At 39.4% G+C, this 15154-nt stretch carries 11 protein-coding genes and 1 pseudogene; 3 read left to right on the top strand and 9 right to left on the bottom strand.

Annotated features, from left to right (window positions below; genetic code table 11):
- Positions 1–119 precede the first annotated feature (119 nt).
- The 9 genes from FTU75_RS07490 to FTU75_RS07530 all read right to left on the bottom strand — a co-directional run bounded on the left by FTU75_RS07490 (position 120) and on the right by FTU75_RS07530 (position 10629).
- Complete coding sequence (locus FTU75_RS07490; RefSeq protein WP_180115588.1) at positions 120–569, bottom strand: MaoC family dehydratase; 450 nt, start codon at positions 567–569, stop codon at positions 120–122.
- Positions 547–2421 (bottom strand): ABC transporter ATP-binding protein, encoded by a 1875-nt coding sequence (locus FTU75_RS07495; RefSeq protein ID WP_168377532.1) that lies wholly within the window; start codon positions 2419–2421, stop codon positions 547–549. The genes FTU75_RS07490 and FTU75_RS07495 overlap by 23 nt, the downstream gene beginning before the upstream one ends.
- A 99-nt stretch (positions 2422–2520) precedes the next feature.
- Entirely contained in the window at positions 2521–3801 is a 1281-nt protein-coding gene (locus FTU75_RS07500; RefSeq protein ID WP_257223738.1) for a GGDEF domain-containing protein, read from the bottom strand.
- A gap of 311 nt (positions 3802–4112) precedes the next feature.
- Positions 4113–5363: a mechanosensitive ion channel family protein gene (locus FTU75_RS07505; protein ID WP_180115589.1), complete on the bottom strand. Its 1251-nt coding sequence runs from the start codon at positions 5361–5363 to the stop codon at positions 4113–4115.
- Between the two features lie 247 nt (positions 5364–5610).
- Positions 5611–6147: a DUF2058 domain-containing protein gene (locus tag FTU75_RS07510; protein WP_180115590.1), complete on the bottom strand. Its 537-nt coding sequence runs from the start codon at positions 6145–6147 to the stop codon at positions 5611–5613.
- 12 nt (positions 6148–6159) lie between these two features.
- The gene (locus FTU75_RS07515) at positions 6160–6834 is read right to left on the bottom strand and encodes a YoaK family protein (protein ID WP_078193804.1); all 675 of its coding nucleotides are present in this window, start codon (positions 6832–6834) and stop codon (positions 6160–6162) included.
- A gap of 34 nt (positions 6835–6868) precedes the next feature.
- Positions 6869–8062 carry a serine/threonine transporter SstT gene (gene sstT / locus FTU75_RS07520; protein WP_078193803.1) on the bottom strand — a complete coding sequence of 398 codons (1194 nt, stop codon included), beginning with the start codon at positions 8060–8062 and terminating at the stop codon, positions 6869–6871.
- Positions 8063–8266: 204 nt separating this feature from the next.
- Positions 8267–10003 carry a SulP family inorganic anion transporter gene (locus FTU75_RS07525; protein ID WP_180115591.1) on the bottom strand — a complete coding sequence of 579 codons (1737 nt, stop codon included), beginning with the start codon at positions 10001–10003 and terminating at the stop codon, positions 8267–8269.
- Between the two features lie 308 nt (positions 10004–10311).
- Entirely contained in the window at positions 10312–10629 is a 318-nt protein-coding gene (locus FTU75_RS07530) for a helix-turn-helix transcriptional regulator (protein WP_180115592.1), read from the bottom strand.
- Positions 10630–10911: 282 nt separating this feature from the next.
- Here FTU75_RS07530 and cysK point away from each other — a divergent pair, with 282 nt between their 5' ends.
- The 3 genes and pseudogenes from cysK (at position 10912) to FTU75_RS07540 (ending at position 15154) form a co-directional block, all read left to right on the top strand.
- Positions 10912–11910: a cysteine synthase A gene (gene cysK / locus FTU75_RS07535; RefSeq protein WP_111884368.1), complete on the top strand. Its 999-nt coding sequence runs from the start codon at positions 10912–10914 to the stop codon at positions 11908–11910.
- 625 nt (positions 11911–12535) lie between these two features.
- A pseudogene (locus FTU75_RS18660) lies at positions 12536–12643 on the top strand (cation transporter); the annotation flags it as partial.
- 72 nt (positions 12644–12715) lie between these two features.
- Positions 12716–15154 carry a copper-translocating P-type ATPase gene (locus FTU75_RS07540; RefSeq protein ID WP_373685854.1) on the top strand — a complete coding sequence of 813 codons (2439 nt, stop codon included), beginning with the start codon at positions 12716–12718 and terminating at the stop codon, positions 15152–15154.

Below are 15154 nucleotides of genomic sequence, written 5' to 3' on the forward strand. Positions count from 1 at the left end.
TGTTCAAGCTTATATTGGCATGATTCTGTGTTGTATCCCACAAAAATTGTTGGACAAACTGACTAGGCTCAATTATTTATAGCGGCCTACCTTAGCGTTGTAAAGTAGGCCGTTAAGGATTAATTCGATTTAAAATCTTTGGAAAAGACCACAATTTTGGTCGTAGACATATAAAGAACGTCATTGTGCTGATTGAGCGCTTGAGTAACATAGGTCACAATGCCGCGGTCTGTCTTACTTTTCGACGGAGTAATTGCAGATATTTCAACTTCTACACGAATTTTATCCCCCGGACGTGTTGGGCGCGGCCAACGCAGACTTGATTCAGAGCCAATTAAGCCATAAGCCACAGGGAAACATTCAGTCCATAAGCGCATTGTTACAGCAGCAGTATGCCAACCACTTGCCGCTAGCCCTTGAAAGATCGGGTGCTGTTGGGCTTTGACTTCATCTGTATGAAATTCCTGAGGATCATAAGCGTTGGCAAATTGCTTGATTTCTTCAACGGTCATTTCATATTCACGACTGCTAAAGTGATCACCAACTTTAAGGTCTTCCAGATACAGCATTTTCATCTTCCTTTGATTCTACTTTATGTTGTTCTATTAAAAAGCCACCGGTTTGACGCTGCCACAAGTGTGCATAAATACCATTCAAAGCGACAAGCTCTTCATGGGTGCCTTGCTCAGCAATACGTCCTTGATCCAAGACAATCAATCGATCCATTTGCGCAATTGTTGACAGTCGATGCGCAATGGCAATCACAGTTTTGCCTTGCATCAAATCATCTAAACTCGATTGAATCGCGGCTTCGACTTCTGAATCGAGCGCACTTGTGGCTTCATCTAAAATTAAAATCGGTGCGTCTTTTAAAAATACCCGAGCAATCGCAATACGTTGACGCTGACCACCTGATAATTTTACGCCACGTTCACCGACAAATGCGTCATAGCCACGTTGGCCACGTAAATCGATCAATTGAGGAATGAATTCGTCAGCTTTCGCTTTACGCACTGCATCATACATTTCTTCATCGGTTGCATTCGGGCGACCATATTTAATATTTTCTTCAACTGTACGATGCAATAACGAGGTGTCTTGGGTCACCAAAGCAATATTTTTTCTTAAGCTATCTTGAGTAATATCTTCTATATTTTGGCCATCAATCGAAATACGACCATGGTTGATATCGTAAAAGTGGAGTAAAAGTTGAATTAATGTTGATTTTCCGGCACCCGAACGCCCGACAATACCGATTTTTTCACCTGGTCGAATGGTTAAATTAAATTGATCGATGACATTTTTATCATTATAAGCAAAACTGACGTCCTCAAATTTAATTTCGCCTTGCGGTACTTTTAAGTCGGTTGCATCAGCTTTGTCTTGAATATGAATTGGGCGGCCCATGGTTTTCATCCCATCTTGAATGGTCCCGACATTTTCAAATAGGGCAGATGTTTGCCACATCATAAACTCGGAAATACTACTGAGTTTTAAAATCATGGCGGTCGCTGCTGCAATGACCCCAAGCTCAGCTTGACCATCCATCCAGAGCCAAACGGCTGTTCCAAGTACGCCACCATATAAAACAATGATCAGCAAATTCGTCGCGATGTTGTATTTTGCAGCAAGTCGCATTTGCTTATACACCGTCACCATAAATTCTTTCATTGAGGCTTTGGCATATTGGCTTTCACGGCCTGCATGGGCAAACAATTTCACCGTTTGAATATTGGTGTAGGCATCGGTGACACGACCAGTCATTACTGCGCGTGCATTGGCTTGTTCATTTGAAATTTTGCTTAATTTGGGGATGAAATAGCATGCAGAACCAATAAATAAAGCCAGCCAAAGTAATAATGGAACAATCAACAGTGGCGATATAGCACCTAAAATCACGGTGATCGAAATCAGGTAAATGAAGACATAGGCCAACATGTCACCAAGAATAATCCAAAACTCACGTACAGCCAGTGAAGTTTGCATGACTTTGGCAGATAAACGACCTGCAAAGTCGTTGTGGAAGAAATCTAAACTTTGTTTCAGTAATAAGTTATGAAATCTCCAACGTAGGCGCATTGGAAAGGTACTGTATAAAATCTGATGTTTAATAATAGTTTGAAGGCAAGAAAAGAAGATATTTGCCAATAAAATAAAGCTTAAAATGGTCAGATTGGTCTGGTGCTGCTGTAAAAAGGTTTCAGGTTGAGACTTACTGATCCAATTGACTAATTCACCAATTTTGGCATAAAGCAGTGCTTCAAAACTCGCTACACCAGCTGTACAGAGTACCAATATCAATAGGTATTTTTTTACACCCGTTGCAGCTTGCCATACAAAGGGGAAAAATTTTGTCGGCAATGGTTTATTCAAGTCCTGTTCAGGATAAGCGTCAACTAAATTTTCAAACCATTTAAGCATGCAGATAACCTGAGAATTTTACTGTAATTAATCTTTCTTTCTTCAGCTCTGAGTGTAATGGATTCGCTAATTTTTCTCCATTTTGATTTGTTTATTTACTTAAAAAGCTTGGCTGCAAAAATTCATAAAATTAAAATGCACAACCCGATTACGACCTTGGCGTTTTGCTTCATATAAAGCAATATCTGCTTGTTTAATTAACTGATCAAGTTTGGCGTGGTCAGGGTCAATTTTGGAAACTCCAATGGAGATCGAAAATTTCACCAATTGACTATCCATATAAAACTGATGTTGTTCCATTTTATGTCTTAACCGTTCAGCAATTTTTAATGCATCTTCTGGGACGGTAAAAGGCAAAAGTACAATAAATTCTTCACCCCCGAAACGCGCCAATATATCGTAAAAACGCATTTCTTTACGCGCAATTTCAGCAATTTGGCATAACACTTGATCGCCGACATCATGTCCGTATTGATCGTTAATCGCTTTAAAATGATCGACATCAAAAATCAAAAGACTGGTACAGACGGTCATTGGGGTTTCTTGGATTTTTTTATTTGCAGCATGTACAAATTGGCGACGATTGCTTAACTGGGTTAATTCATCCGTATGGGCAATTTTGCGCAGGGTATGAAAGTTCCAGTCATCTAGCAGCGCTCTTAGAAAGGTTTTACGAGAGTTTAGCGTAGAGTTCCAGCAGATATACATACTGAACAGCAGCACAGGAACGTACACCAATAAAAATATTGTAAAATCACCAAAATCATTAATACGCCATGCGCCAAAAAGTATCGCTGCCGAGATCATGGCAGAGGTCATGATCGAAGGGCGAAAATGCACATGAATACTTAAATTACCCAATACAATCAAAATAACGGCAGCATATTGATAGCTATGAACCAGTTCATTTTGCGACTGAAGTAATATCTCAAACCAAAGAATCGCTGAAAGGCAAGTGGCGAGTGGTAAAATCAAATCCAGCAATTTAATCTGTCTGATATATTTAAACAGAACATAATTCAGACCAAATGCAGCAATAATGGCAATGATACGAATCACACCTGAAAGCATTTCTACGTCAGGCAGAACATAGCGATCTGCCCAAAAATAGATTAAAAATGCCAATTGGGCGAAGTAGTTGACCTGCTTTAAATAGTCTTTCTGGTTATAGTACAAAAACTTGTAATAAGCATTTTTAAACTGTGCCGGAATACGTGCAATCGGGTCGGATAAAGCACGCTCAATACGGACACGATTCTTTAGGTCACATGCTTCTGCCTGTATAAGCGTATGTTTGGCAGAAGTGCGATTCATCGATTCTATGAGTAATTGTGATTCGTTTTTAACTGATTTCCGAGAAGGTTGATTGGGGCCTTCCATGATCAAGTTCCTATTTTAGAAGCGTTTTTATGCAACTGTTAACAAATAGTATCTAAAAATATCTACATTTGTATAGTATTTGTTCTGATTATTTAATTATATTTAGTTGTTTCGGATGAATTATATTTTTAAGGAATTGAGCGATTAGCGCATTTATCTGATTCGCTTTTATTCCTTGTATCGCATGATCTAAAGTAATTGCGGAAGTAGAGGGGGGTAACCGATAGCCCCATGTATATTCAAAAGCCATTGTGACTTTTTAAATTTGCAGAATTTCTTCTTTGAATATACATGGGAGAGGAAAGTTTAGCTTAGCTTTTATCGGCATTTGGTTGAACGAGGTCTTTAAAATCGGCACTAGAAGGGGCTTGATAGATTTTAAGACCAAACTCAGGTGTGATTGCAATCAGATGGTCAAAGATATCAGATTGAATCGCTTCATAATCTTTCCATGCAATTGTTTTACTAAAAGCATAAATCTCTAAAGGTATGCCTTCACTCGTGGGTTGTAACTGACGCACCAAAATCGTTTGGTGTTGGGCAATGCCTGAATGCTGTTGTAAGTAGAATTCTATATAGGCACGAAAGGTCCCAAGATTGGTTAAACGGCGCTGATTATATTTCGATTGATTTGAAAGTTGCTGATTAAACTGAGCAAGCTCTTCATGCTTATGATCAAGATATTGATCTAGTAATAAAAATTCTTTGAGTTTGTTTTGCTCATCCTGTGTCATGAAATGAATAGAGCTTTGATCAATATAAAGTGAGCGTTTGATACGACGAACACCTGACTGAGCCATACCACGCCAGTTTTTAAAGGTGTCAGTCACCAGTTTATTGGTTGGAATCGTGGTAAAGGTCTTATCAAAGTTCTGCACGGTAATGGTATGTAATGACATATCAATGACATCGCCATCTGCATTAAGCGACGGCATCTCAATCCAGTCACCAATTCGCACCATATCATAAGAAGAAATTTGTACCGAAGCCACCAGTGACAAAATGGTGTTCTGAAAAACCAACATGAGCACGGCCGCCATAGCACCAAAGCCTGCGAGTAATGTAAATACATCTTTTTTCAGGAAAGTACCTAAAATCATCAGGCCACACACCAAAAAAATGATCAATTTGACCAACTGCAAATAGCCTTTAATCGGTTTGTTTCTAGATTTTGGATTACGTTGGTAAATCAGATTAAAAATATTCAGTAATTCAGAAATTGCCAAAGCAATGGTCAAGAAGATAAAAGCCTGACAAGCCATTTGCACGATTGAAGTAAATTTCACAGATAAATGTGGGACTGTGGTTATGCCATTTAAGATCACAATTGCTGGAACAATGTTAGCAAAGCGTTTAATCACACTATGTTCTGACAAAATTTGACTATGGCTAAAGGCCATTTTAGAAACGAGCTTACGAATTCCACGCACCACGATTTGCTTGGCGATAAAATTTGCAATGATGGCAAAAATAATAATGAGACTGAGCGATGTCAGCATTTCTAACCAAGGGTATTGATCTGACCAATCTTGAATATTTTTAATGAACTGAAATTTTTCCAAAATTATCCTACTCTTATTGAAGTAAATGAAAGGCTTAATGATCAAACTATTGTAATTATGATGATTATATAAGCAATTTTATACTCGTAAACTTTACGGAGTTACGACATGTATAGTCCATAATGTTACTTATTTTGTGCTAAAAATGATTTTTTGAAGGTATAACCTAATTGATGAACTAAAATAAATAAATGTTGAGCTAAAAAAAGCCCCCTAATTTAGGAGCTTCATTAGCGATATGAAATGCTTACCACATTAAATCATCAGGAATTACATAAGCTGCATATGGATCTTCTTCATCCGTGATTTGCTCATTCACTTCAGAATTATTCACAATAATAAAGCCTTCCATTTTCGCATTAATACGGTCGGCTAATTCTTTTGGTAAAAAAGCATAGTTGCTATTTTCACGTGCAATAACAAGACTACCCGCAACAAGGGCATTATAAATTTGCTGATTGATATAAAGCTTTTTGATCTTGGCATCATCGATAAATTGATAGGTCGATTCGCCATCGGTATCACGAATTTTATGCTGATTAATCATTTGCATGATGGCAGCTTTTAATTCTTTTTCTTGCAAAACTGCTTTACGATCTTGCTCTAAAGCATGATCTTTGGCCATTTTCTGCTGCTGATCTTGCTCAATTTTCGCCTTGATTTCAGCATCTTTACTTTCACCAGTACGTTTTTCATGTATGGCTTGTTTAGACAATTTTTTTGCCTTTTTATTATCGACCAGACCTGCTTTAAGCAGTTGCGCCTGTAATGCATTTTTAACCATAATACGTTCCAACTAATCGTGTATATGTCGATAATGAAAATAGATGATCCAATATACTGCGCTCATGACTAAACTGAGTGCGGCAGGAATCAGGAATGCGTTTAATTTTAAATAAGGATAAAGCCAACTGGCAAGTATGCCACCAACGATAAATCCCGCCAAAATTAATAAATGTAAGACCACACGTTTAGACTCAACCGGAAGTCCACGGGCTTTATAACCCAAAGCCAAACCTAAGTCCGTCAAAACACCAGAAAGGTGTGTGGTACGAATAATGGTACCTTTATAGTGGCTAACCATTGCATTTTGTACACCCATAGCCACACATGCCCAAAGCAAAGCGTAACGTGGAAAATAGGGCAATAGTAGCCAACACAGGACAATAAAAAAAGCCACCAAGCTTAATGGGACGCCATAACGTCTGGTTAAGCTAAAGTGACTATTTCCAAGAATAAGCCCACTATAAAATGAGCCAATCACATAACAGAGTAAGACTAAAATCAAATAAATAATCGTATTTGGCTGCCATGCAATGAAGGCCATGGCTAACATACTGACATTACCGGTCATGTGAGATACTGACTGGTGCAAGATGGTCACCAGTCCAAGTACATTAATCATTCCTGCATTCACTGCGAGGAAAAAAGCACCCAGTTGTATCCAAAGCGGTAAAGTCTGTAAAGGCATGGCCTCGCCTTAAAAAGTATCCAATATCAGGATATTATCTTAAACCACGGTCTACTGCAGCTGTAAATAATACGTCAGTCGAAGAGTTTAAAGCGGTTTCAGTTGAATCTTGGAGTACGCTAATAACCATACCAATGGCTACAACTTGCATCGCGATATCACTTGAAATACCAAACAGGCCACAAGCCACTGGAATAAGCAGCAATGAACCACCAGCAACACCTGAAGCACCACATGCAGAAACGGTAGCAACGACTGATAAAATCAACATTGTGCTGAAATCAACAGAAATGCCCAAAGTATGAACTGCTGCTAGTGTGAGGACTGTAATTGTGACCGATGCACCTGCCATATTGACAGTTGCACCTAAAGGAATCGCTACGCTTGCAGTTGACTCTGGTACACCAAGACGCTTTGCAAGGTCTAAGTTAACTGGAATGTTTGCAGCGGAACTACGTGTAAAGAATGCAGTGATACCACTTTCACGTAGACATTGGAAAACCAATGGGAACGGGTTTGAGCGAGTCATAAATGCCACCATTAGTGGGTTAATGACCAAAGCTACAAAGAACATGGTACCGAGTAATACCGCAAGTAAGTGCGCATAACTAACAAGCGTTTTTAGACCTGAGTCGGCAAATGTAACAGCAACCAAACCGAAGATACCAATAGGTGCAAAGTTAATCACTAAACGGATCACTTTATTCACTGCATCAGCAGCGTCAGATAAAAAGACTTTGGTGTTCTCTGATGCATGACGAAATGCAATACCTAAGGCAACAGCCCAAGCCAAAATACCAATGAAATTTGCTTCAGAAATTGCTGTAACAGGGTTTGCGACAAAACTTAATAATAAGTTTTTCAATATTTCAGCAAGACTGCCTGGCGGCACAAGGTTTTCTGCAGCAACATCAAGAATTAATGTACTAGGGAATAAAAGGCTTGCTACTACTGAACTTAAAGCAGCAAGGAACATACCAATAGCGTACATCAATATAATTGGTTTAATATATGCATTACTGCTACCCACTTTGAAATTTGCAATGGATGACAGCACAAGTACAAAGACCAGTATCGGTGCTACGGATTTCAATGCCTTAATGAATAAATCACCAAGCAAACTTAAATAGGGTGCAACGCCTGGAGCAACAACAGCAACCAATACACCTAAAATAATGGCGATAATAATTCGGGTTACTAAACTCAAGCGTGTAAATGCTGAAAACATAGGAGAGCCTTGTCAGAATTACAATGACAAAATGATGAAAATTAGCCCTGTATTTTATACGAAAATGTCGCATGCTTAAAAAATAATTTAATTTAAAAATAAACCTTTGTTTTTTATAATCTATTTTTGTGTATTAAAATGTAAACCCTTCAAAACTCACTGTTTATCAAATTCGCATTGATTAAACAGTGAGCTAATAGGCCTTTAAATTTGGTACTCAGAACTGGCTGTCGCAAGCTCTTTAACTGCTTGATAGTGGGTGAGAAAAATTTGACCACTCAAATGCGTGAGTAGTTTTGAGTGCTGCAATTTGTCCATGACAGGGCCTTTGACCTCGGAAAAATGCAGTCGAATATCTAATTTTGATAATTCAGCATTTAAATCTTCCAACATTTCTAAGGCACTGAGGTCAATTGAACTGACGCTTGAGCAGTTGATAACAACATGTTCTAGGTCAATATTTTCACTGACTTCATTAATCAGGAAACCTTTAAGCGTATTGGCATTTAAAAACGAGATATTTTCATCTATACGGAGCGAGAGAATATGTGGTGCGGTATAGACATGATGGCGCTGTACATTGCGGAAGTGCTGTGTGCCCTCGACTAAACCGATCACCGCAATATGTGGACGACTAATGCGCCATAACAACAGAATAAAGGTAGAAATAATGCCAATAATGAGACCTGTAGAAATGTCGATACACACCACACCGAAAAAGGTCACCCACATCGCTATACCATCAGCTTTTGAATAACGCCATGTATCCACAAAAGGTTTAAAGTCGACTAATTTCCAAATGGAAACAATAATCGTGGCCGCCAAAATGACTAAAGGTAAGTCTTGGAAAAAACCAGTGAAGTAGAGACTGACAACGATAATCAGCAATGACGACAACACGCCAGCCATCGGTGTTTTTGCACCTGCATCTGCATTAACCACTGTACGAGATAAGCTACCCGTCACAGGAAAGGCAGAGCTAACACCTGCGCTTAGATTGGCTAAACCTAAAGCGATCAACTCTTGGTTACTATTGAGTTGGCTGCGTTGTTGTAAGGCAGTGGCTTGGGCGATAGACAGTGACTCAACAAAACTGATCATGGCAATCATTGTTGCACCGGGCAGTAAGGTTTGTACCAGTTCCCAGTTCCAATGTGGAAAGCTTAAGGGTGGAAATCCTGAAGGAATTTCACCGACAGTTTTAATGCCGACATTTTGCAGGTCAAATAACATCACCGATGCAATTGAGATCACCACTAGTATCAATGGAAGTGCTTTACTTAGAAAGGCAGTAGAGCCGAATCGAGATTGGATCGATTGAGTAGCCAACATTTTTGGTACATAGATTAAAAACAGTATGGCCAGCACACCAAAGATGAGTGAAGCAAAGTGAGTCAAACTTAGATATTCCCACAGACTCAAAACAAACTCAGGGATGTTGTTGGCTTTTAGCGGGACATCGACGAGAAACTTAAATTGACCTAGTGCAATGAGCAGAGCCGAAGCAATAATAAAGCTTTTAATGACAGGATGACTGATCAACTGAATTAAAAAACCAAAACGTAGCACACCTAGCATCAGAGAAATCAGTCCGACCATTAAGGCCAAAAGTGTAGCGGCTTCAATATAAACAGGCGAACCGACTTCAAATAGTGGATTGAGCGTGGCGAAGGTCATCATCGAAATGATTGCCACAGGGCCTATCGATAAGGTTGAGCTTCCACCAATGAGGGCGTAGACAATCATCGGTAAAATACTGGCATATAAACCCATGATTGGAGGTAAACCTGCCAGCATGGAATAGGCCATACCTTGAGGAACCAACATGGCAATCACGATCAGCGAAGCAAGTACATCAGATTTAAATTTCACGGGGCTGTAGTGCTGTAACCACTGCCAAGCTGGAAATTTCTGTAAGATATGAGGTTTTAAATCTGACATAAACTTATCTAAATCACAATTTCATATATATTATGCATAAAAAATGCTAAGAAGTCTTGTGCAATAAATTTTGAGCGTACAACATTGCAGTACATTTGTGGGATATATAAGAAACCATCATTCTAAATGAATTAATAAAAAGTATGAGCTGATTTAAAGCTTTGGATATTCGATATAAATATAGATATTGAAATTTTGAAGAAGTCTGGAGGGTAAATTTAGATATTGAATTGCTGTCCATTGCGATAATTCATCTATAGTGGTGCAAGAACAGCATGTCTGGCTTGAAATTTTAAAATAACTGAGTGTTATTTATAAGATTGGTTGCAATACAATTGGTAAAGAGTATTGAGAACTTGAACTAAATTTGTATCTTTAATTGAATAATAAATTTGCTTACCATCACGACGCGTGGTCACAACATCACTTTTACGTAACATCATTAATTGTTGTGAGAGGGTTGGCTGTTTAATATCAGTGATTTCTTCAATCTGAGACACATTCAATTCTTGCTGTGCTAGATGACATAAAATTAGTAGACGATCCGTATTTGCCAGCGACTTTAAAACGCCCACGACTAATTCGGCAGAATCACGCATAGTAGTGATTTCCAGATCGGTATTCATTGGATATGTCCATACGATTAACAACAGCTCAAGTATACGGATATCACGGCTTAATACATTGAATAAATAAGACAATTTCTATGGTTTTTTATGAAATCAAATATCATTAATTTTTATAAGTTTAAATTTAGTTAATCAGTTAAATTTATTGCTTGATTTTAGTGCAAGCTTTCACAAAATGCACATAAATATAAGACATTAGCTTAAAAAATCATGCACACTTTGAAAATAATTGTATCATCTAAAGATCGTATTCAATAAATACACAAGGGATAAATAGTCATGACAACAGATTCAGCTTTTCCAGCAACGAGTAATTTAGGTATCGCAGTATATAGTAATAACGCTGAAGCGATTGGTAATACACCTTTAGTTCGTATTAATCGTGCGATTCAGTCAGAAGCAACGGTCTTGGCTAAAGTTGAAAGCCGTAACCCAGCATTTTCAGTGAAATGTCGTGTGGGTGCAGCTCTCATTGCAGATGCAGAAGAAAAAGGTTTATTAAAACCGGGTATGCATATTGTAGAACCTACAAGTGGTAATACAGGGATTGCTTTGGCATTTGTTGCAGCAGCGAAAGGTTATGCAATTACATTAACCATGCCAGCAAGTATGAGTATCGAACGCCGTAAGGTGTTGAAATCTTTTGGTGCAAATCTCGTATTGACTGAACCTGCTAAAGGCATGAAAGGTGCAGTCGAAGAAGCACAGCGCCTCGTTGCCGAACATCCTGAAACGTATTATTTACCACAACAGTTTGAAAACCCTGCAAACCCTAAAATTCATGAATTGACCACTGGCCCAGAAATTTGGGAAGCGACCGGTGGTAAAGTGGATATTTTAGTTTCAGGTGTAGGTACAGGCGGTACGATTTCAGGCATTTCAAGCTATTTTGAAAAAGTGAAAAATCAGCCGCTTTATTCTGTTGCGGTAGAACCGGCTGAATCTCCGATTATCGCCCAAGCGAAAAAAGGCGAAACACTGACTCCTGGGCCGCATAAAATTCAGGGGATTGGAGCTAACTTTATTCCGGGTAACTTAGATCTAGACCTTGTTGATGAAGTGATCGGTATTGAAAGTGCTGAAGCAATTGAGTGGGCGCGTAAAACGGCTACTCATGACGGTATTTTAGTGGGTATCTCTAGTGGCGCGGCAATGGCAGCTGCGGCAAAACTTGCTGCACGTCCTGAGAATGCAGGCAAAACCATTGTGGTCATTTTACCGGATGGTGGTGAACGTTACCTTTCTTCCGTTTTATTTGAAGATATTAGTGCTGACTAATAATTCTGACATGAAAAAAAGCCCGTTCAATTGAATGGGCTTTTTTATTGATGATTTCGTTATTTATAAGTATCTTAAGCCGCGTCTTGATCATCGTTTTTGGCATTTTGTTGTTTTATTTTTCGTTTAGGCGGTTCATATCCTAACTTTCGAGCGATATATTTAAACAGGAAGCCTAAGAGTATGCATATCGTGACAGCAGGGATAACCACTTGAGTAAGCCAAACATCAATATGATCTAGACTCCAACTTAAAATTAAAAATAAAAAAGCACACAAATATGCGCAGTTAAAGCAAATGTTCGACAGTTTGTACATGCGAAAGAGAGTAATTCGTTTGGTGGTCACGAATCTCTATCTTACTGAATAATGAGGAAAGGTGTATTTTTAATATCAGAAAAATAAACTAATTGAATAATCATTATTCAATATTATTGATTATGTTTTTAAATCTTCGCAATTCTTTATACCTTAAAGAAAAGCCTTGCTGTGAGTCAGAAAAACTTGACCTTCCCATTGTGGTAAAGTTTAAGCTATAGCCTAAAACAAGCACATATGATTGGGATGTTGCCATGACAGATTCGACAGAACGCAAACTTTTTGATGGCACACTTGCTATTGAAGGGATGACCTGTGCTTCTTGTGTGGCACGGGTGGAAAAAGCCTTAAAAAAAGTCGATGGCATCACTGATGCTCAAGTGAATTTAGCCACTGAAACAGCACATGTTCAGAGTGATAAAAATGTGGATTATTCTGCTGTAATTCAGGCCGTTGAAAAGGCAGGTTTTGGCGTTGCACAAAAGCAGATTGAACTTGAAATTGAAGGGATGACTTGCGCATCGTGTGTTGCACGTGTTGAAAAAGCATTAAAGACAGTTCCAGAAGTTATCAATGCACAAGTGAATTTGGCAACTGAAAAAGCCACGATTACGGCATTGGCATCTGTTGAAAATTCTGCATTGGCGAAGTCCGTAGAAAAAGCAGGTTTTCATATTGCACAGCCCAATATTGAATTAAATATTGACGGTATGACCTGTGCTTCATGTGTAGCACGAGTCGAAAAAGCCTTAAATGCTGTTGATGGTGTCAATAAAGCAACTGTAAATTTAGCCAGTGAAAAAGCTTTTGTTCAGGCGCCAGTTTCAAAAACACAGGAATTGATCGCGGCAGTTAAAAAAGCGGGATACAGTGCGACCGTTGCTACGCAGCAACAACCGACAATGGCAGAAAAAAAAGCCGATGAAGCTCGGTTACTCAAGCGTGATTTAATCATCGCACTGGTACTCGCTGTTCCTGTTTTTATCTTGGAGATGGGATCACACATGATTCCAGCTTTTCATCATTTTATTGCGCATAATTTAGGGACACAAAATAGTTGGTATATTCAGTTTATATTAACCACTTTGGTCTTAATCCTACCCGGAAGACGCTTTTATCTGCATGGCATACCAGCACTTGCCCGACTTGCCCCGGATATGAATTCTTTGGTCGCAGTCGGGACTTTATCTGCTTATAGTTTTTCTTGTGTTGCCACGTTTGCCCCGCAATTATTACCGCAAGGTACCGTTCATGTGTACTTTGAAGCAGCTGCAGTAATTGTGGCGTTGATTCTGTTGGGGCGTTTTATGGAGGCGAAAGCCAAAGGTAAAACATCGCAAGCTATTCAATACTTAGTCGGCATGCAACCTAAAACTGCACGTGTAGAGCAATCTGGTACCTTTATAGATTTACCGATTAGTGATGTTGAAACAGGCATGCTGATTGAAATACGGCCTGGTGAACGTTGCCCAGTCGATGGTGCTGTAGTGTCTGGGAACAGTTATATTGATGAATCCATGATCAGTGGAGAACCGATTCCTGTCGAGAAAAAAGCCGGTGATCAAGTTGTCGGCGGAACCATTAACCAAAATGGGGCATTGAAAATACAAGCTACTGCTGTGGGTCAAGATTCTGTTTTGGCACAAATTATCCATATGGTTGAACAGGCTCAGGGTTCAAAATTACCGATTCAAGCTTTGGTGGATAAAGTCACGTTATGGTTTGTACCGGTGGTAATGGCGTTGGCGTTGATCACCTTTTTAGTTTGGTATGTAGTTGGACCTGAACCGAGTTTAACCTATGCCTTAGTCAATGCTGTAGCAGTACTGATCATCGCATGTCCATGTGCAATGGGTTTGGCAACACCAACGTCTATTATGGTCGGTACAGGGCGAGGTGCAGAACTTGGAGTTTTATTCCGTAAAGGTGAAGCCTTACAACAACTCAAAAATACACAAGTGGTTGCAGTTGATAAAACAGGGACTTTGACGGAAGGTAAACCGAAACTGACTGATTTTGAAGTCACTGAAGCTTTTGATAAAGATCGCGTATTTCAGTTATTGGCCTCTGTAGAGCAGAAATCTGAGCATCCGATTGCCTATGCCATTGTACAAGCTGCGAAAGAGATGCAAGTGCAACTTTTAGAAGTTGAACAGTTTGATTCCGTGACTGGTGCTGGGATTCAGGCGGTTGTTGAAGGACAAAGCATTTATATTGGTGCAGATCATTTGATGCATAAACTTGGTTTAGAAACACAAATCTTTTCAGCACTGGCAGAACGCATGGGCAATGAAGGGAAAACCCCGCTATATGTATCGATCGATCAACAGCTTGCTGCCATTGTTGCTGTAGCCGACCCGATCAAAGCTACAACCTATACAGCCATTCAAGCTTTGCATGATTTAGGGCTGAAAGTGGCCATGATTACAGGCGACAACCGACATACTGCTTCTGCCATAGCACGACAGTTGAAAATTGATCATGTGATCGCTGAAGTGATGCCAGATCAAAAAGTGCAATCTGTACAACAGTTGCAAAAAGAACATGGTGTTGTATGTTTTGTTGGCGATGGTATAAATGATGCGCCTGCACTTGCGCAAGCAGATGTGGGCATGGCGATTGGTACAGGGACAGATGTGGCGATAGAGGCCGCGGACGTTGTGCTTATGTCGGGAAATTTACAAATGGTGCCGACAGCAATCGCACTGAGCACAGCGACGATGAATAATATTCGCCAAAACCTATTTTGGGCATTTATTTACAATGCAGCATTGATTCCTGTCGCTGCAGGTGTGTTATATCCATTCTTTGGCATATTGCTTTCACCTATGTTCGCAGCTGGTGCAATGGCACTTTCATCGGTGTTTGTTGTATCGAATGCCTTACGTTTAAAAGCATTTAAAGGGCCAGTTTTTCAGGAGTCTTGA

The organism is Acinetobacter sp. YH12140, from assembly GCF_013418475.1.
In the GTDB taxonomy this organism is placed as follows: Bacteria; Pseudomonadota; Gammaproteobacteria; order Pseudomonadales; family Moraxellaceae; genus Acinetobacter; species Acinetobacter amyesii.

Bases quoted from the DNA above. Each gene is read 5' to 3' on its own strand.
- FTU75_RS07490 (WP_180115588.1), bottom strand. From the start codon at position 569: ATGCTGTATCTGGAAGACCTTAAAGTTGGTGATCACTTTAGCAGTCGT.
- FTU75_RS07495 (WP_168377532.1), bottom strand. From the start codon at position 2,421: ATGCTTAAATGGTTTGAAAATTTAGTTGACGCTTATCCTGAACAGGAC.
- FTU75_RS07500 (WP_257223738.1), bottom strand. From the start codon at position 3,801: ATGGAAGGCCCCAATCAACCTTCTCGGAAATCAGTTAAAAACGAATCA.
- FTU75_RS07510 (WP_180115590.1), bottom strand. From the start codon at position 6,147: ATGGTTAAAAATGCATTACAGGCGCAACTGCTTAAAGCAGGTCTGGTC.
- FTU75_RS07515 (WP_078193804.1), bottom strand. From the start codon at position 6,834: ATGCCTTTACAGACTTTACCGCTTTGGATACAACTGGGTGCTTTTTTC.
- sstT (WP_078193803.1), bottom strand. From the start codon at position 8,062: ATGTTTTCAGCATTTACACGCTTGAGTTTAGTAACCCGAATTATTATC.
- FTU75_RS07525 (WP_180115591.1), bottom strand. From the start codon at position 10,003: ATGTCAGATTTAAAACCTCATATCTTACAGAAATTTCCAGCTTGGCAG.
- FTU75_RS07530 (WP_180115592.1), bottom strand. From the start codon at position 10,629: ATGAATACCGATCTGGAAATCACTACTATGCGTGATTCTGCCGAATTA.
- cysK (WP_111884368.1), top strand. From the start codon at position 10,912: ATGACAACAGATTCAGCTTTTCCAGCAACGAGTAATTTAGGTATCGCA.